Source organism: Lacrimispora indolis DSM 755, from assembly GCF_000526995.1.
Taxonomy (GTDB): Bacteria; Bacillota; Clostridia; order Lachnospirales; family Lachnospiraceae; genus Lacrimispora; species Lacrimispora indolis.
Genome location: NZ_AZUI01000001.1, coordinates 5,593,474 through 5,610,641, shown reverse-complemented (window position 1 = coordinate 5,610,641; position 17,168 = coordinate 5,593,474). Strand labels below are relative to the sequence as shown.

14 protein-coding genes and 1 other annotated feature are annotated in these 17,168 nt (G+C 45.5%); of the genes, 13 read left to right on the top strand and 1 reads right to left on the bottom strand.

Annotated elements, in window-relative coordinates:
• Positions 1 to 17: 17 nt before the first annotated feature.
• The 13 genes from K401_RS0127225 (at position 18) to K401_RS0127165 (ending at position 16,710) form a co-directional block, all read left to right on the top strand.
• On the top strand, positions 18 to 1,691 hold the full coding sequence (locus K401_RS0127225) for an ABC transporter substrate-binding protein (RefSeq protein ID WP_024295909.1): 1,674 nt from the start codon (positions 18 to 20) through the stop codon (positions 1,689 to 1,691).
• Between the two features lie 90 nt (positions 1,692 to 1,781).
• Positions 1,782 to 2,702 (top strand): ABC transporter permease, encoded by a 921-nt coding sequence (locus K401_RS0127220; RefSeq protein WP_024295908.1) that lies wholly within the window; start codon positions 1,782 to 1,784, stop codon positions 2,700 to 2,702.
• A gap of 15 nt (positions 2,703 to 2,717) precedes the next feature.
• Positions 2,718 to 3,596: an ABC transporter permease subunit gene (locus K401_RS0127215; RefSeq protein WP_024295907.1), complete on the top strand. Its 879-nt coding sequence runs from the start codon at positions 2,718 to 2,720 to the stop codon at positions 3,594 to 3,596.
• Positions 3,597 to 3,614: 18 nt separating this feature from the next.
• Entirely contained in the window at positions 3,615 to 4,610 is a 996-nt protein-coding gene (locus tag K401_RS0127210) for an ABC transporter ATP-binding protein (protein ID WP_024295906.1), read from the top strand.
• Positions 4,607 to 5,593 (top strand): ABC transporter ATP-binding protein, encoded by a 987-nt coding sequence (locus tag K401_RS0127205; RefSeq protein ID WP_024295905.1) that lies wholly within the window; start codon positions 4,607 to 4,609, stop codon positions 5,591 to 5,593. Before K401_RS0127210 ends, K401_RS0127205 begins: the two co-directional genes overlap by 4 nt.
• A gap of 27 nt (positions 5,594 to 5,620) precedes the next feature.
• On the top strand, positions 5,621 to 6,709 hold the full coding sequence (locus K401_RS0127200; RefSeq protein WP_024295904.1) for a M42 family metallopeptidase: 1,089 nt from the start codon (positions 5,621 to 5,623) through the stop codon (positions 6,707 to 6,709).
• Between the two features lie 21 nt (positions 6,710 to 6,730).
• A complete protein-coding gene (locus K401_RS0127195; RefSeq protein WP_024295903.1) occupies positions 6,731 to 7,468 on the top strand; it encodes a gamma-glutamyl-gamma-aminobutyrate hydrolase family protein in 738 nt (245 codons plus the stop codon).
• Between the two features lie 124 nt (positions 7,469 to 7,592).
• Positions 7,593 to 8,504 (top strand): CPBP family intramembrane glutamic endopeptidase, encoded by a 912-nt coding sequence (locus tag K401_RS0127190; protein ID WP_024347741.1) that lies wholly within the window; start codon positions 7,593 to 7,595, stop codon positions 8,502 to 8,504.
• A gap of 119 nt (positions 8,505 to 8,623) precedes the next feature.
• Positions 8,624 to 8,872, top strand: a binding site (T-box leader).
• 162 nt (positions 8,873 to 9,034) lie between these two features.
• Positions 9,035 to 11,449, top strand: coding sequence for a leucine--tRNA ligase (gene leuS / locus K401_RS0127185; protein WP_024295901.1), 2,415 nt, complete (start codon positions 9,035 to 9,037; stop codon positions 11,447 to 11,449).
• 328 nt (positions 11,450 to 11,777) lie between these two features.
• Entirely contained in the window at positions 11,778 to 12,623 is an 846-nt protein-coding gene (licT, locus tag K401_RS0127180) for a BglG family transcription antiterminator LicT (protein WP_024295900.1), read from the top strand.
• Positions 12,624 to 12,633: 10 nt separating this feature from the next.
• Positions 12,634 to 13,392 (top strand): hypothetical protein, encoded by a 759-nt coding sequence (locus tag K401_RS0127175; protein ID WP_024295899.1) that lies wholly within the window; start codon positions 12,634 to 12,636, stop codon positions 13,390 to 13,392.
• The gene (locus tag K401_RS0127170) at positions 13,392 to 15,311 is read left to right on the top strand and encodes an FAD-dependent oxidoreductase (protein ID WP_024295898.1); all 1,920 of its coding nucleotides are present in this window, start codon (positions 13,392 to 13,394) and stop codon (positions 15,309 to 15,311) included. Before K401_RS0127175 ends, K401_RS0127170 begins: the two co-directional genes overlap by 1 nt.
• Positions 15,304 to 16,710 (top strand): PTS transporter subunit EIIC, encoded by a 1,407-nt coding sequence (locus K401_RS0127165; RefSeq protein ID WP_024295897.1) that lies wholly within the window; start codon positions 15,304 to 15,306, stop codon positions 16,708 to 16,710. Before K401_RS0127170 ends, K401_RS0127165 begins: the two co-directional genes overlap by 8 nt.
• Positions 16,711 to 16,849: 139 nt before the next feature.
• Here the strand turns inward: K401_RS0127165 and K401_RS0127160 are convergent, their stop codons facing one another.
• Complete coding sequence (locus K401_RS0127160) at positions 16,850 to 17,137, bottom strand: hypothetical protein (RefSeq protein WP_024295896.1); 288 nt, start codon at positions 17,135 to 17,137, stop codon at positions 16,850 to 16,852.
• Positions 17,138 to 17,168: the final 31 nt, after the last annotated feature.

Genomic DNA, 17,168 nt, shown 5'->3' with positions numbered 1-17,168 from the left:
AATGAGGAGGAAATGCTATGAAAAGAGGATGGTTAACGTTGTGGACAGCGGCAATGCTCACTGCATCAATGACATTGCTTACGGCTTGCGGTTCTTCATCAGGAACGCAGAAAGAATCTGGCGGAACATCTGCTTCCGAAGCTGCGGAGACTACGGCCGGGGCAGAGGGAGATTCGGTTTCTCAGGACATGGACGTCACCGCTGCGGTGAGAGTTGATTTTACAACTATGGATCCTATGGATACCAGTGATACCCTTTCCGGCGGCATTCAGCGTATGATGATGGACGGCTTGTTTGGCTTTGATGATGAAATGAAAATTTATCCCATGCTTGCCACTGGCTACGAGGCCAATGAGGATGCCACCGAGTTTACAATCACGTTGAGGGAGGGAATTTCTTTTACGGATGGAGCTCCATGGAATGCGGAGGCAGCCATTGCAAACTTTACGAAGTGGGGCGATAAGACGCTTGGGCTAAAGCGCACCACATTTTTATGCAATACCCTGGATCATGTGGATAAGGTCGATGACTATACCATTAAGGTAACCTTAACATCACCTTTCGGCGCATTTATCAATAACCTGGCTCATCCGGCCTGTGTGATCATGAGCCCCAAACAGATCGAAGCGGGGCCGCAAGTTTGCGCCCAGGCTCCCGTAGGCACTGGACAATATAAATTTGTGGAATGGGTGGCAGGTGATCACCTGACGCTGGAGCTGAATAAGGACTGGTGGGGTTATGATCCGGATATCAGCGGAGGAACAGCGCTGGCAGACCGGGATGCCGGCTTTAAAACCATTACCTTTAAACCCGTGGGAGAGGATGCGACCCGTGTGGCTATGATCCAGTCCGGAGATGCACAGATCATATGGCCGGCTCCCACGGAAAGCGTTGAGGCGCTGAAGACAGACTCCAATGTGACGGTAAATCAGGGAGAGGGCATTGTGGTATGGTATTTCATGATGAACAACCAAAAAGCTCCCTTCAATGACGTAAGGGTGCGCAGGGCAGTCAGCTATGCTATCAATAAGGAAGCTTATGTCCAGGTCGTTATGAATGGGTTGGGAACGCCGGCTACGTCTATCATTGGTCCGGCAGTACAATATTACAAGGGAAATGATCCCCTTGCCTATGATCCGGCAAAGGCAAAAGAACTTCTGGCAGAAGCCGGATATCCCGATGGCTTTACAACCACTCTCATGTATCAGAATACTTCCGCCAACCAGAAAAAGGCTGAGTTTTACAAGCAGCAGCTGGCTGAGGCCGGCATCAATCTGGAATTGAACGGTATGGAAAGCGCCATTGTAAATGAAAAGGTTCAGGGGGCTACCGGCCCGGGCTCAGAGGTAGAGGTTGAGTGTTATTTATCCGGCTGGTCTCCTTCCACCGGTGATGCTGACTGGGGAATCAGGCCTTTGCTTGCCAGGGAATCACAGCCGCCCATGAGCTATAACATGTGTTATTACGAAAATGAGGAATTGGAAGAGTGCATAAAGGCAGGTCTTCAGAGTGCGGATGATTCGGTCCGAAGAGAGGCTTATGCAAAAGCGCAGGATATTATCTGGGAGGATGTGCCCCTGGTATGTGTTTCGCTGGATTACAATACATGGGTGACCGGCAGTAAGCTGTCAGGAGTAAAGATCTATCCCGATGGCGCCATTAACATGAAGAATGCTAAAATGACCAAATAAATGGATGTGGAATCATTGATGCGGCGGGGGTGTCTTGTTACCAGGGCACCTTTGCCGCATTGCCCCATAGAATCATAGGAGATGAGAAGGATGCTCAAGTTTACATACCGGCGCGTGCTGGGAACGATCCCCACGCTGATCATTGTAATAACCTTTGTTTTTTTCTTTGTAAGGATGATTCCCGGTGATCCTGCAAGGCTGGTGGCGGGGGAGCAGGCCACCCAGCAGGATGTGGAGGCCGTCAGGGTCCAGCTTGGCCTTGACAGGCCCATAGCAGTTCAGTATATCCGGTATATCGGAGGACTTTTAAAAGGGGATCTGGGGAATTCTCTGCGTACCAAACGTCCGGTTTCAGTTGAAATAGGGGCCAGATATTGGAATACCCTTGTCCTTACTGCAACAAGTCTTATCTGGAGTACCCTGGCCGGTGTGTTTTTTGGCGTATGGTCCGGAAAAAACAGGGGAAAATGGCAGGACTATACGGGTATGACCGTAGCGGTTTCAGGTATTTCACTTCCTGCATTCTGGGTGGGATTTCTTCTGATCATGATATTTGCCGTAAAGCTCCGCTGGTTTCCCACAACAGGAGCAGGAAAGTTTAAGAATCTGGTCCTTCCCTCCATCACCTTGGGCATCAGCATAGCGGCAGTGATCGCAAGGTTCACAAGATCCTCTGTCATAGAGGTTCTGAAAGAGGATTATATACGGACAGCCAGGGCAAAGGGACTTAAGGAAAAGGCCGTAACCTGGAGACATGCCTTTCGCAATTCCATGATATCAGTGGTTACGGTGGTGGGGCTTCAGTTTGGTTATCTTCTTGGAGGATCTGTGGTTACGGAAGCGGTATTCGCTTATCCGGGTCTTGGATCCCTTCTCATTGAATCGGTCAACTACCGGGATTATCCGGCCATTCAGTCACTGATCCTTATTTTTTCTTTGCAGTTTATCATCATCAACCTGGTTGTAGATATCCTTTATGCAATCCTCAACCCGGAAATCAAGCTTGGTTAAGGGAGGTTCCATCGTATGGCTGAAAAAAAGGAAATAAAAAAAGGATCAGATATAAAAACTCCTGTATCTGAGATGGTGCGAAAGTTCAGAAGGCAGAAAAATGCGGTTACGGCGCTGGTATTTGTGCTGTTCCTGGCAATACTCGCTCTGGTGGGACCGGTTCTGGCGCCTTACGGCATCAATGAATATGATTATTCTTCCATTCTTGAGGGGCCCGGCCCGGCTCACTTTTTCGGAACCGATGAATTTGGCAGAGATCTGTTTTCCAGGATTTTATGCGGAGCCAGGATCTCACTTTCCATCGGCCTGCTTGCGGTTACGGCGGGAGCGGTGTGCGGTACCATTTTAGGCCTTATGGGAGGTTATTACGGCGGTATGATTGATTCCGTAATCATGAGGGTTTGCGATACCCTGTTTGCATTTCCCGGGATCATTCTGGCGATTGCCATTGTGGCAATTCTTGGCAGCGGCCTGTATAATGTGGTCATTGCTGTGGCGGTATTTTCCACTCCCACTTTTGCAAGGCTTGTAAGAGGAAGGACGCTGTCTCTTAAAAATATGGTGTTTGTCCATGCGGCCAGAAATCTGGGGGCTTCGGATGCCAGGATCCTGTTCAAGCATATTCTGCCGGGAGCGGTGCCGGACATTATCGTGCAGTATACCATGTCCATTGGTTCCTCCATTCTGACAGCCTCCAGCTTAAGCTTTCTGGGCATGGGAGCCCAGCCGCCCACGCCCGAGTGGGGCTTGCTTCTGTCCAATGGAAGAACCTATATGATGACCAGTGTCCACACGACTCTGTTTCCCGGCCTTGCCATCTTTCTTACGGTCCTGAGCTTTAACATTCTCGGTGACGGTCTGCGTGATGCCCTGGACCCCAAGCTTACGGATTAATAAGGAGGCGGTAACCATATGGAAGAAAAGAGAAACATACTTGAAATTAAGAATCTTCATACTTACTTTTATATTGACAGCGGAATCATAAAATCCGTGGATGGCGTAGACATTGAACTGAAGGAAGGTGCTACCTTAGGGATCGTAGGTGAATCTGGAAGCGGTAAAAGCGTTACCGCTCTGTCTGTCATGGGCTTATTAATGGGAACCAGAGGCCGGATTGTTGGAGGAGATATCATTCTCGACGGCAGGGATATCGTACGGATCAAAGAAGAAGAAAGAAGGAAATTAAGAGGAGGCAAGATCTCCATGATCTTCCAGGAGCCAATGACCAGCCTAAATCCGGTTATGAAAATCGGAAGACAGTTGACGGAATGCGTGCTTCAGCATGAGAATATTTCCAGGAAGGAGGCTTATAAAAAGGCAGAGGATATGCTTCGTACGACCGGTGTTCCAAGAGTAGAGCGGATGATGAAGGAATATCCGTTCCAGCTTTCCGGAGGGCAGCGCCAACGGGTCATGATTGCTATGGCTCTCGTCTGCAAGCCTCAGGTGCTGATTGCCGATGAACCCACCACAGCTCTTGATGTAACGATACAGGCCCAGATTCTGGATCTGATGAACAACTTAAAAAAGGAAACCGGAACCTCTATCCTGTTTATTACCCATGATTTAGGCGTGGTGGCGGAGACCTGTGACGAAGTGGCGGTCATGTACTGCGGACGGGTGGTGGAAAAGGGGGATGTAAGATCAATTTTTGCAGCACCTGCCCATCCATATACCAGAGGGCTTCTGGCTTCCATACCAAAGCTGGGGGTTTCGGTTGACGAGCTGGAATCCATCCCCGGCAATGTTCCAAATCCCAGGTTCATGCCTGAGGGGTGCAAGTTTGCGCCGCGGTGTTCCCAGGCCTTTGACAGGTGCAGGAAAGAGGAACCGGGATTTTTTTTAATGGGCGGAGGCCATGTGAGCCGCTGCTGGCTTTGTGAAGGGAAGGGTGGTGAGGACAAATGACGGAAAACCTCTTAACTGTTAAGGATATGAAGATTTATTATCCCGTTTCCGGCCGCAAATTCGGAAAAACCGAGTATGTAAAGGCTGTGGATGGAGTTTCCTTTGAGGCAAAAACGGGGGAGGTATTCGGCATCGTGGGAGAATCCGGCTGCGGAAAGTCCACTCTGGGGAGAGGGATCTGCATGCTGGAAGAACCGACCTCCGGTGAGATTATTCTTGACGGAGAAAATATTTCCGGCTATAACAGCAGGCAGATGCGTCCGGTGCGTAAAAAGGTCCAGATGGTATTTCAGGATCCTTATGCCTCATTGAATCCAAGGATGTCGGTGTTTGATATCATTGCGGAGCCTCTGGTCATTCACGGGCTGACGTCGTCAAAGGAAGAGCGGAAGGATAGGGTCCTGGGCCTTTTGCGGAAGGTAGGGCTGGATGATTACCATGCAAACCGGTATCCCCATGAGTTTTCCGGCGGACAGCGGCAGAGGATCGGCATCGCAAGGGCCCTGGCGGTAGAACCCAGGCTTATCATCGCTGATGAGCCGGTATCAGCCCTGGATGTATCAATCCAGGCTCAGGTGTTAAACTTATTAAACCAGTTAAAAAAGGAATTTTCCCTTACTTATATTTTTGTGGCCCATGACTTAAATGTAGTGGAACACATCAGTGATCGGGTAGGGGTCATGTATCTTGGAAATTTCGTGGAGGCAGGAGTCAAAGAGAAGCTTTATAAACATCCCCTCCATCCCTATACACAGGCGCTTTTATCGGCAGTACCGGTTCCTGATCCGGAAGTGAAACGGGAACGTATCATTCTGGAAGGGAGCATTCCCTCCGCTTTAAATCCGCCTGACGGCTGCAAATTTCATACCCGTTGTCCAAAGTGCATGAGTATCTGCAGCATGAAAGCGCCGGACCGGTATCAGGCGGATGAGGATCATTACGTTTACTGCCATTTATATGATGATAAAACCGGTAAAAAATGATAACAGAGTTAAGAGGAGAAAATAATTATGGATATGGAAATGTTAGGCAGACTGTCAAATGCCTTTGGTCCAAGCGGCTTTGAAGAAGATGTGGTGCGGACGGCGGCAGGGTATTTAGGCAGATATCAGGTTGAAAACGACGCGATGAACAATTTGTATGCCTGCATGCCTGAGGCGGAGTCAGGAAAGCCAGTGATTCAGCTGGATGCTCATCTGGATGAATGCGGTTTTATGGTGCAATGCATACACAGCAACGGCTGTCTGGGGATCCTGATGCTGGGAGGATTCCATCTTACCAATGTCCCGGCTCATTCCGTGCTTGTGAAGACCAGGGACGGAAGGCTTATAAAGGGCATTATCACCTCAAAGCCCGTTCATTTCATGAACGACGAGGAACGCAGTTCCCAGAGCCTTGACATAGAAAGTATATATGTGGACATAGGAGCCTGCAGCCGGAAAGAGGCGGAAGAGGATTTTGGCATATCTGTGGGTGATCCCATGGTTCCCGATGTGTCCTTTTCTTACGACAAGGACCATGGGATCTGCTTTGGTAAAGCTTTTGACAACCGGGCCGGCTGTGCTTGCATTATTGAAACCATGAACAAGTTATATGAGGAGAGAAAGGATCTTTTTGTGAATGTCGTAGGAGCCTTCGCCTCCCAGGAGGAAGTGGGAATGAGGGGAGCCACTGTCACAAGCCAGATTGTAAAGCCGGATCTGGCCATTGTTTTTGAGGGCTCTCCCTCGGATGATTTCTTCTTTGATGCGGCTGTCACTCAGGGGAAAATGAAGGGAGGCGTGCAGATCCGCCGAATGGATAAGAGCTATATTTCCAATCCTGCCTTTGTGGAGTATGCCATAGAAACAGCCCAAAGCCTGGGAATCAAATACCAGGAAGCTGTCCGCAGGGGAGGAAGCACCAATGCAGGAAAACTCAGTCTGACGGGGAAGGCGGTTCCGGTACTAGTGCTTGGCGTCCCCACCAGATACGTTCATTCCCATTATAATTTCTGTGCAAAAGCGGATTTGGAAGCGGCCTGCCAGTTGGCAGCCGAAGTGATCCGAAGGCTGGATCTTTCTGCGATCCGCCATATCTGCCGCCAGGATCTGCTGTAAAACCATAAAAGGAGTGGTGACTTGAAAAAACCTGTGATCGGTATTATGGGCAATACATTTATGACAGAAGTGGGAATATTCAACAGCATGGAACGGGTTTATGCCAATACCGCCTACGTGGAAGCAGTACTCAGAAACGGAGGCATTCCGGTTGTCATACCGGCAACCGGGATTCTGGCCGGACCGGAAGAGGCAATGGCATTTTGCGACGGCCTGCTGTTTCCCGGAGGGGAAGATATTCACCCATGGTATTATGGGGAGGAACCTCTGCCTGTTTTGGGGGAAATCCGGCCGGAAATCGACGAAGCTCTTTTTCGGGCGGGGCAGTATGCCATAACCCGGAGCATTCCCATGCTTGGGATATGCAAAGGGCATCAGTTCTTAAATGTTCTTATGGGAGGAAGCCTTTATCAGGATATTTCTCTGCGGGAGAAAGAAAGCCTGCAGCATATGCAGAAACGGAAAAGAAGCTATCTGACCCATCGCGTGGAGGTTTTAGAAGAAACAAGGCTTGCCTCCGTACTGGGGGCAGGAACGCTGGAAACCAACTCCATGCACCATCAGGCAGTGAAAAAGCTGGGACGCGGGCTTAAGGCATCTGCTTATGCATCCGATGGAGTGATAGAGGCTTTGGAGGATAAAGAGGGGCTTATTATGGGGATTCAATGGCATCCTGAAAACTTAATTGATTCTGTTCCCGCCATGAACCGGCTGTTTTCTTTTTTTAACGGGCATTGTGCCAGGATGAAGAGTCAATAAGGACTGTAACCTCAATTCCGCCTCTTTGGTTAAATCAGGCTTTGCAGGCTGCCCATCGTGGAATAATTGCGCTTTTCTCTGATCTGTGATAAACTGATACCAACTGGCAGGAGGTATGAAAATAGTGGAAGACAGAAGAAGTGCATGGAAAGCGTTTTCAAGAGTGGGAATCGGATATGGAGCATTCCTTCTTGTGACGATTATTATACAGCTTGAGGTGGGAGTCATCGCCCTTGCCCTGTCCCGGTTCGGAATGGAAATAACCTTTGGGAACTGGTATATGGTGGTTGTTTCTCTGGCTAATTACGTTGTCGGGGGAATTATCGTCTATCTCATTGTGAAGGATATGCCGGTTTTATGCAGGCCCAGAGGGAAAAAGGCCGGGGCAGGAATGCTTGTTTCCGGATTTTTGATCTGTATGAGTGCCCTGTTTTTGGGGAATCTTATTGGTCAGGCTCTTATGAGCCTTGTCAGCGCCCTTTTGGGAAGGCCTATGATTAATCCGGTAGAGGAAGTGATAAAGGATTTGAGTACCTGGGCGATTTTTGTCACAATGGTGATAATGGCCCCTGTTTTTGAGGAGATCCTGTTTCGCAAGGTCCTGGTCGACCGGATCCGGCTGTATGGAGATAAGGCGGCGATCCTGGTATCCAGTGTTGTCTTTGGTTTAAGCCACGGAAATTTCTACCAGTTCTTCTATGCCTTTGGCATTGGTCTTGTGTTTGCCTATATTTATATTCAGACGGGAAAGCTTCGTTATACCATAATTTTTCACATGATAATCAATTTTCTCGGCTCCATTGCGGCCCTTCACATTGGAGATAATCCACTGCTTGCTGTGGGCTACTCCATATTCATGCTTGGGGCAGTTTTTGCAGGAATCATTTTGCTTTTTATCAGCCGGAGAAAGCTGGTGTTTCATCCGGGGCTTATGGAAACCTGGGGCAAAGGTTCCTTTAAAACGCTGTTTGTAAACCTTGGAATGATCCTGTTTTTCCTTCTTTCGGCTGTAACCTTTGTCGTTTCTTCTGCTTAATCGGAAGGGTGGAATGGACAGTATTTACGGAGCCCTCCGGCACATATTTGCGGAGTGTCCTGGGATTTCATAAAATGCGGTTGACACATTTCGTCAATTATGTTACATTTGTAGTTAGCAAAAATACTTTGATTAGGAGTAGTAAGCTGTCTGAAACATGCAGAGAGCCGGCGGGTGGTGGAAGCCGGTTGTGGATGACGGCTGAACTGGCCTTTGAGTAGCGTGCTGAAGGAAGCCATGCTTTCTGCGTAGGCATTGCCGGTGTCCCGACCGTTACAGCGGGCGGATATGATGATCATATCCAGTGAGAGCATACGGACATCGTATGAAATAGAGTGGTACCACGCGGCAGATCCTGCGTCTCTATGGCCTTATGAACGGCCGGAGGCGCATTTTTTATTTACTCTTAAGGTCATTATTTTATCCGCGGACATTTAAAACAGGGAAAATCCCTTTCGTAAAAGGAGGAAGCACCCTACGGGTATACCTATATGCACAAAAAGCGTGTGCGAGAAGGAGGAAATTTTGTTATGGCAGCATCATACAACCATACCGCCATTGAGAAAAAGTGGCGTGAAAACTGGGCAAAGAACCCCATCAATGTTGATGACGGAAAGAAACAGAAATATTACTGTCTGGATATGTTCCCATATCCGTCAGGAAGCGGTCTTCATGTAGGCCATTGGAGAGGCTATGTAATTTCCGATGTGTGGAGCCGTTATCAGATTTTAAAGGGACATTACGTGATTCATCCTATGGGCTGGGATGCTTTTGGCCTGCCTGCAGAGAATTATGCCATCAAGATGGGAGTCCATCCGGCGAAATCCACGGCAGAAAACGTCATGAATATCAAACGCCAGATCAATGAGATCGCAGCTGTCTATGATTGGGATATGGAGGTCAACACCACTGATCCCGGATTTTATAAATGGACCCAGTGGATTTTTGTCCAGATGTTTAAAAAAGGCCTGGCTTATGAGAAGGAATTCCCCATTAACTGGTGCCCATCCTGCAAGACAGGACTTGCAAACGAAGAAGTGGTAAACGGCTGCTGTGAGCGATGCGGAACCGGAGTCACAAAAAAGAACTTAAGACAGTGGATGTTAAAAATCACCGCTTATGCAGACCGCCTGTTAGATGATCTGGATAAGCTTGACTGGCCGGAAAAGGTCAAGAAGATGCAGACGGAGTGGATCGGAAAATCCTATGGAGCCGAGGTTGATTTTAAGGTGGACGGAAAAGAGGAAAGTATTACAGTTTATACCACCAGACCTGATACCTTATACGGAGCCACCTTTATGGTGCTGGCGCCTGAGCATGCTCTTGCCGCCGGCCTTGCTTCCCCGGAGAATAAGGAAGCGGTTGAGAAATATATTTACGACGCTTCCATGAAGTCAAATGTGGACCGCCTTCAGGATAAAGAAAAGACCGGCGTTTTTACTGGCAGCTATGCTGTGAATCCTTTAAGCGGTGCCAAGGTCCCCATCTGGCTCTCCGATTATGTCCTTGCCGACTACGGAACCGGTGCCATTATGTGCGTACCGGCTCACGATGACAGGGATTTTGAGTTTGCAAAGAAGTTTGATATTCCCATTGTTCAGGTCATCTCAAAGGATGGCAAAGAAATCGAAAACATGATCGAAGCTTACACCGAGGCCAATGGAACCATGATCAATTCCCGTGAGTGGAATGGCATGGAGTCCTCTGTCCTTAAAAAAGAAGCTCCAGTCATGATCGAGGAGCGGGGACTGGGAAAGAAGACCGTAAACTTTAAGCTCCGCGACTGGGTATTTTCCAGACAGCGCTACTGGGGAGAGCCGATTCCCATTATTCACTGTCCTCATTGCGGCAATGTCCCGGTTCCGGAAGATCAGCTTCCGCTCACCCTTCCGGAGGTGGAAAGCTATCAGCCAACCGGCACAGGAGAATCTCCGCTGGCAGCCATTGACGAATGGGTGAACACCACATGTCCGGTGTGCGGTGCTCCGGCTAAGAGAGAGACCAACACCATGCCTCAGTGGGCAGGTTCTTCCTGGTACTTCCTCCGTTACGTGGACAGTCACAATGATAAGGAACTGGTATCCAAAGAGAAAGCAAAGAAATACCTTCCGGTGGATATGTACATCGGCGGCGTGGAGCATGCCGTGCTTCATCTTCTGTATTCCCGTTTCTACACCAAATTTTTAAACGACATCGGTGTGGTGGATTTTGATGAGCCCTTTACCAAGCTGTTCAACCAGGGTATGATAAACGGAAAGAACGGAATCAAGATGAGCAAGTCAAAGGGAAATGTGGTATCTCCTGATGATCTGGTTCGTGACTATGGCTGTGATGCCCTTCGTATGTATGAGCTTTTCGTAGGACCGCCGGAGCTTGATGCAGAGTGGGATGACAGGGGAATTGAAGGCGTCAGCCGTTTCTTAAACCGGTTCTGGAAACTGGTGACGGAAAGCAGCGGTAAGAATGTGGAGCCTACCAGGGAAATGCTCCGCCTTCGCAACAAGCTGATCTTTGATATTGAACAGCGTTTCAGCCAGTTTAATTTAAATACGGTTATTTCCGGATTCATGGAATACAACAATAAATTGATCGAGTTGGCTGGGAAGACCGGAGGAATTGACAAAGAGACGTTAAAGGCTTTTGTGGTTCTGGTTGCACCCTTTGCACCTCATATCGGTGAGGAACTGTGGCTTCGGCTTGGCGGCACGACTTCCGTATTCCATGCACAGTGGCCGGAATGTGATGAAGAGGCCATGAAGGAAGACGAAATTGAGGTCGCGGTCCAGGTTAACGGAAAGACCAGAGCAGTGGTGAAGCTTCCTGTAGGCGTATCAAAGGAAGAGGCCATTGAGGCCGGCAAGGCTTTGATCCCGGATAAGATAACAGGACCCATTGTTAAGGAAATCTATGTTCCCGGAAGAATTATAAACATCGTGTGCAGGTAAAACCGTCAATGGAGTAAACCTTAATTCTATTAGTATGAAATGTGAGGGCATTATAGGCCATAGAAATATGGCTTATAGTGCCCTTATACAGCTTCAGGAACCAAGGAAATTCTCAATGATTGCTAAGTGTGGAATCTATAAAAGGAAATTTCGGTTAGAAAAAAATTGTTGACATTTTACAAATTCTATGCTATCTTTTACTCAAGAGTTGTTACTTTAAGTAGGCCACATCTATCTTGTATGATGTTGTCTGCTTTTTTTTTGTATATATCATACAAGCATTTGGATTGGTAATATTGAGGTCAGAAGAAAAAAAGAAAGGAGCTATATGAAGATAACGAAAGTAATTAATAATAATATAGTGCGCTCAATGAATGAGCGGGGGCAGGAAGTTTTATTACTTGGAAAGGCTCTTGGTTTCCAGAAAAAAGTTGGTGATGATATTCTGGATCATGCAATTGAAAAGATCTATATATTAACCGATAAACAGTATGAGAATGATTTGCTTTCACTGTTATCGGATGTTGATTTTTCCAATATCCAGGTTGTTAACAAGATTGTTGAAGATGCTGAATCTACAATGGGAAGGGAATTGCCTGCAAGTGTTTATTTTTCCTTGCTGGATCACGTTAATTTTGCTGTGGAAAGATATCATAACAATCAAATGTTTGAGAATAAACTTCACAATGAAATTAAGCGTTTCTATACGATTGAATATCATATCGGTGAAAGAGCTGTAGGAATTATTAACAGCGCGCTGAATATACAATTGCCAAATGATGAAGCATCTTTTATTGCCATGCACATTTTGAATGCACAACTTGATGATAATTACTTTAACAATACTGATTTTATGACCAAAATTATCAACCAATCCTTAAACATAGTACGTAAAAATTTGAATATTGAATTTGATACTGATTCAATCAGCTATGAAAGATTCATGACTCACCTTAAATTTTTTTCAATGCGTTTAATAAAAAACGAAAGATTACAGGTGGATAACTCAAGCATTCTGGAAGTAATCAAGAAAGAGTATGAGGAGGCATACCGCATTTCATTGGAGATCAGGAACTATATTGAGAATACGTTTGATGTAAGTGTTGAAGAAGCTGAAATCATGTATTTAGCAATTCATATCAATACTTTTATCAGAAGGAATACGAAGAATTGAGGTGGAAACGTTGAAAAAGTACCGGACGATTGTGAGTGGTGCCACTTTCCTTGGACTGGCTGTGGCATCTTGTGATCCAAACAATACGTTAATTGTTGAACGGGGCAATGTCCTGGGAAGTGACTATTACACGAGCCTTAGAATTGACCGCTTGGGCAATTACCAAATGAAAGAAGCAGCAACGAAAAAATTGTATCAAAGTATTATAAAAAACAAGCATATGTATTATGAGGATCTGTTGATTATAAGTGAAATCATGCCGGTTATAGGGAATTTTGTAAAAGAAATGAATATAAATATTCTTTTGGACTGCACGGTTATGGAAAAAGTGCAAAAATCCCATGGATTAGCGGTGGAAGCGTTTTGCCGGGATCAGGTGATGACCTTTGAATCTGACTATTTTATTGATACGACTGCTGATAATCTTAAACTCCCACATGAAATGTCGTGTTGTTCATTAGTAAGAAGCAAAGGAAGTGATCCAGTGGTTTGCCGTGATGGAAGCCATTATGATCTTGGGAATGGCGTATACTGCCTGGAGATCCCTGTGAAAACCGCAAGTATGAAAGATAACAGGAGACAGGTCCTTGCTCATTTTGAAAAACCAATGAAAAGTGAAGATGAGTTATTGATGATTGCAGAAACGCCATGCATTCGTGGAAAGTATGAGGCGGAAAGAACAGGTAATATCATTTATGCTTGCTCAAGTCTTACACAAAATGTGTTTGAAGCAATGGACAAGGGTGTCGAACTATGGAGGGATCTGTGATGCGGACGCTGAATTGGCTGGCGGATGGAGAATCCAAAATGATAGAATTGAACGAGGTAATATACGTTGATAAATTTGACGTGATTGTAGTTGGCGCAGGAACTGCCGGAAGTATTGCGGCTGTCAAGCTTGCGAGCTTGGGACACAAAGTGCTCGTAATTGAAAAAAAGAGCTTTATGGGCGGCATTTATTCAAGCACCATGTTTCAGTACTATCGGGGGTCCATTGGTGGAATATACGAAAAGTTTGATGCAATGGTGGAAAAAATGCAGGATAAGTACCAGGTATCCAAAGCATTTGGCTCTCAGCCAATGATTCGCCGTGTAGTGTATGATAAGCTTCTTGAACAGTATGGGGCAAACATAGAATTTAATGCTGTTGTTGTGAGTGTATACAAACAGGATCAAAGGATAGAAGGAATTCAGTATTTGACGTGCAAAAAAAAGGTCAATGTAGAAGCAAAAGTATTTATTGATGCAACAGCAGACGCTTCGTTATGCAGGATAGCCGGTTTGACATTACATAAGGGCCGGGAGTTTGATGGGTTGTGCCAGCCTTTCTCAAATGTAAGGCTGTATTATGATTTTCTTGCGGATCGGATAGAATTCAATAACATTGATGCCGGAACTATGAAGCAGGAGAATCCGGAAGAGTACTCAAAATCTGTAATTGATTCCACAAATAATTCAGTATATTCCAATCCGCAAGAACACCAATTCACATTGGGAATGTCTCCGATCATTGGAATCCGCGAAGGTTTTTCCATCGATGGATTAAAGAAAATTACCATGAAGGAAATCGTCGATGGGTATATTTCCAAAGAACCGTTATATTATTCAAGTGCTAATTTCGACAATCATACAAAAGAGATGGCATTTGAAAGCGAACAGCTTTGTGATTGGGTTGTTGGACTGAGCATGTGGTCAGCCTTGATATCCGTTCCCATTGAGAAAGAAGTAATGATACCAAAGGGGATTGAGAATATTATGGCGATTGGAAGAATGATGTCATTGGATCATGATATCGCATCCCATACGCGAATGATGCGTGATTGTCAGAAGTCAGGCGAAGCCAGCGCTATTGTTATTGATTCTGCTTTAAGAAATGATTTGAAATTGGCAGATGTCAAATACAGCCAAATTAAATCGCTGCTGGAAAAAGACGGCTGCCTCAATGAAGAAAACAATTACGGATTGAAGGATAACCCGCCTCCGGATATAAATACGCCTATGTGGTTTCCGGAAACAGATTCAGAAATTGTAAAAGCGATGAAATCAGATAGGCCTGGATTTGCCATGCTGGCAGCGTATAGAGGAAGAAAAACCAGATTGCTGAAAGAGGGACTGCAGTCAAATAACCAGAATATGAGGGTGAACAGCGGGATTGTTCTTGCTCTTTTAGATGATAACACCGGTCATGACATTTTAGTTCAGGCTGCGAAAAAACGTGACTCTTATAAGCCGATGACAAGTAAGTCATATAATATGCTGAGAGGTTTGAGTGCGGTATATTGTCTTGGACGATTGCATCAAAAAGAGAGCTATTCTGTTTTGTACCGTTTACTGCAGGAGCATGAGTCTTTTATTGACGATGAAATGGAATTTGATAAATTTATAGGAAGCCGCCAGGATTATCATTTCCAATACGTTGCACATATTGTAAGAGCGCTGGTTAACATTGCAGACCATAATGAAGATATGAAAGATAAAGTGACAGGCGGGATCCATCAGATTGTGTACAGAGATGATTTTAAAGTATATACGTCACTGAAATCAAATCGTAATGATTTACATGATATGACATTTAAGTTAAGGGAATTTATTCAATGGAAGCTTGGTCTGCAAGGCTCCGATTACGTGAAAGCGGCAAAAACAGGAGAGATTGACAATTGCAGCAGGAAGGGAGAATCATATGATTGAACAAAATATTATTGAACAAATTATTGAGGCAATAGGTGGAATTGACAATATTGAACGTATCAGTAATTGTATGACACGTTTTAGAGTTGTAGTTTTTGACAAAGATAAGATCGACAAAGAAAGGCTCAAAGAGATTCCCGGCGTACTTGGTGTAGCAGGGAAAAATTACAACCCACAAGTTATTCTTGGTCCGGGAAATGCTGAATATGTCCGGGGTGAAGTTCAAAAAATGATGGATGCCCGCGCGCAGAAACAGGCTGTTGTTAATAAAGCAGATATTTTCAGAGAAAAGAAAAAGAACCGAAGCGAAATATTCACGATGATTTCTCAGGTGTTTACACCGATGATACCTGCATTGGCCGGAACAGGTCTGCTTTATGGATTGTTGAGAATTTTTCAATATATTTTCATATATTTTAAAGTGGATTTCTTCAACCCTGCTGCAATCGCTGATGGGGGGTCTGTATTTATGGCGGCATTAAGCGTTATTGCAGGATCTTTCTTTTCGATTATGAATATTGCTGTTGCGTCACAAGCGGCTAAAACAATGGGAGGCAATCCCTTTGTCGGTATGGCAATTGGAGCAATTGTAACGAATGTGGGCCTTTTAAATGGTGTATCAATGAGCATCTTTAACTTAGAATTTAAAAGTGGTATGGGTGGAACCCTTGCAGCCTTGCTTGGCGGTTTCTTAGTTGCAATACTTGAAAGAAAATTCAGAAAAGTTATTCCGAATGTCTTGCAGGTACATTTTCCGGCATTATGTTCAATCTTGCTCACCGGTATTGCTGTACTGTTTGTGATTCAGCCAATCAGCGGTATGATTGCAAATGCACTTGCCAACGTTGTTATCTGGCTTGTTTACAACGCGGGAGCAGTCGGAGGTGCAATTATCTCCGGAACATTCCTGCCGCTGGTTGCTTTGGGAATCCATCACATTGTTACTCCGATCCAAACCACTTTATTACAGGAAGTTGGTTACACATCCCTGCAAGGATTCCTTTCACTTGCCGGGGCAGGACTGGCTGGTGTTGCTTTAGGATTACTTATTAAATATCGCAAACAAGAAAAATATAAAAAACTGCGTGCTGCGGTAATTGGTAATTTACCGACACAGCTGCTTGGTATATCTGAGCCAATGATTTATGGTATTTCAATTCCTTTGTGGCGGCCATTTATTGCTGCAAATCTTGGCGGTGCATGTGGCGGCTTTGTATTAGGCCTTTTCCCAGGACAAGGAGCCATTGCCATGAATGTATCGGGGCTGCTGGGTGCATTGGTTAATACCAAACCAGGTGCATACTTATTGAGCTATCTGGCGGCAGTGATCGGTGCAGCTTTCTTTACAAACATATTGGGAGTAAAGGATGAAAACATGGAGATTTTCCTTGGCAATTAAAGGCCTGTTTTTAAGATTCCATACTGACAAGAATAAAGTGCGGTTCCATGTCTGGAAACGCACTTTATTCTTATTATATCATAACCATCGGCTCTCTCTTTTTTGCAGTCCATGACAAAGGGTGCAGTTTGTCAGGTTCTCATTTTGTATTGCGTTTCATGAAGTTTTTAGAGAGCATCCGAAAGGTATCGATCCGTTTCCGCTCATTTTGATCCATGTTGGCGCTCATGATGGAGATGAGAAGATCTGTTTCCTGGTCATTAAACTGAATGCCTTTCTGGCTCGCTTCCGCATTTAAGCTTAAAAGCGTTGGAAGAAGCTGGTCTTTTGGGGTGGTTTCCACTCGTTTTGCAAATTCATTCAGCATGGATAGCTTTTGCGGATTCATGTTTTTTAGTCTGGGGTCTTGTTTCCAGTTTGCGTTCATAGATTACTGTCTTTCCTTTCTATGGGGATAT

Excerpts from the sequence above, each read along its gene's own strand:
- K401_RS0127170 (WP_024295898.1), top strand. The coding sequence starts at position 13,392 with ATGCGGACGCTGAATTGGCTGGCGGATGGAGAATCCAAAATGATAGAA.
- leuS (WP_024295901.1), top strand. The coding sequence starts at position 9,035 with ATGGCAGCATCATACAACCATACCGCCATTGAGAAAAAGTGGCGTGAA.
- K401_RS0127210 (WP_024295906.1), top strand. The coding sequence starts at position 3,615 with ATGGAAGAAAAGAGAAACATACTTGAAATTAAGAATCTTCATACTTAC.
- K401_RS0127160 (WP_024295896.1), bottom strand. The coding sequence starts at position 17,137 with ATGAACGCAAACTGGAAACAAGACCCCAGACTAAAAAACATGAATCCG.
- K401_RS0127200 (WP_024295904.1), top strand. The coding sequence starts at position 5,621 with ATGGATATGGAAATGTTAGGCAGACTGTCAAATGCCTTTGGTCCAAGC.
- K401_RS0127220 (WP_024295908.1), top strand. The coding sequence starts at position 1,782 with ATGCTCAAGTTTACATACCGGCGCGTGCTGGGAACGATCCCCACGCTG.
- K401_RS0127165 (WP_024295897.1), top strand. The coding sequence starts at position 15,304 with ATGATTGAACAAAATATTATTGAACAAATTATTGAGGCAATAGGTGGA.
- K401_RS0127225 (WP_024295909.1), top strand. The coding sequence starts at position 18 with ATGAAAAGAGGATGGTTAACGTTGTGGACAGCGGCAATGCTCACTGCA.
- licT (WP_024295900.1), top strand. The coding sequence starts at position 11,778 with ATGAAGATAACGAAAGTAATTAATAATAATATAGTGCGCTCAATGAAT.
- K401_RS0127215 (WP_024295907.1), top strand. The coding sequence starts at position 2,718 with ATGGCTGAAAAAAAGGAAATAAAAAAAGGATCAGATATAAAAACTCCT.
- K401_RS0127205 (WP_024295905.1), top strand. The coding sequence starts at position 4,607 with ATGACGGAAAACCTCTTAACTGTTAAGGATATGAAGATTTATTATCCC.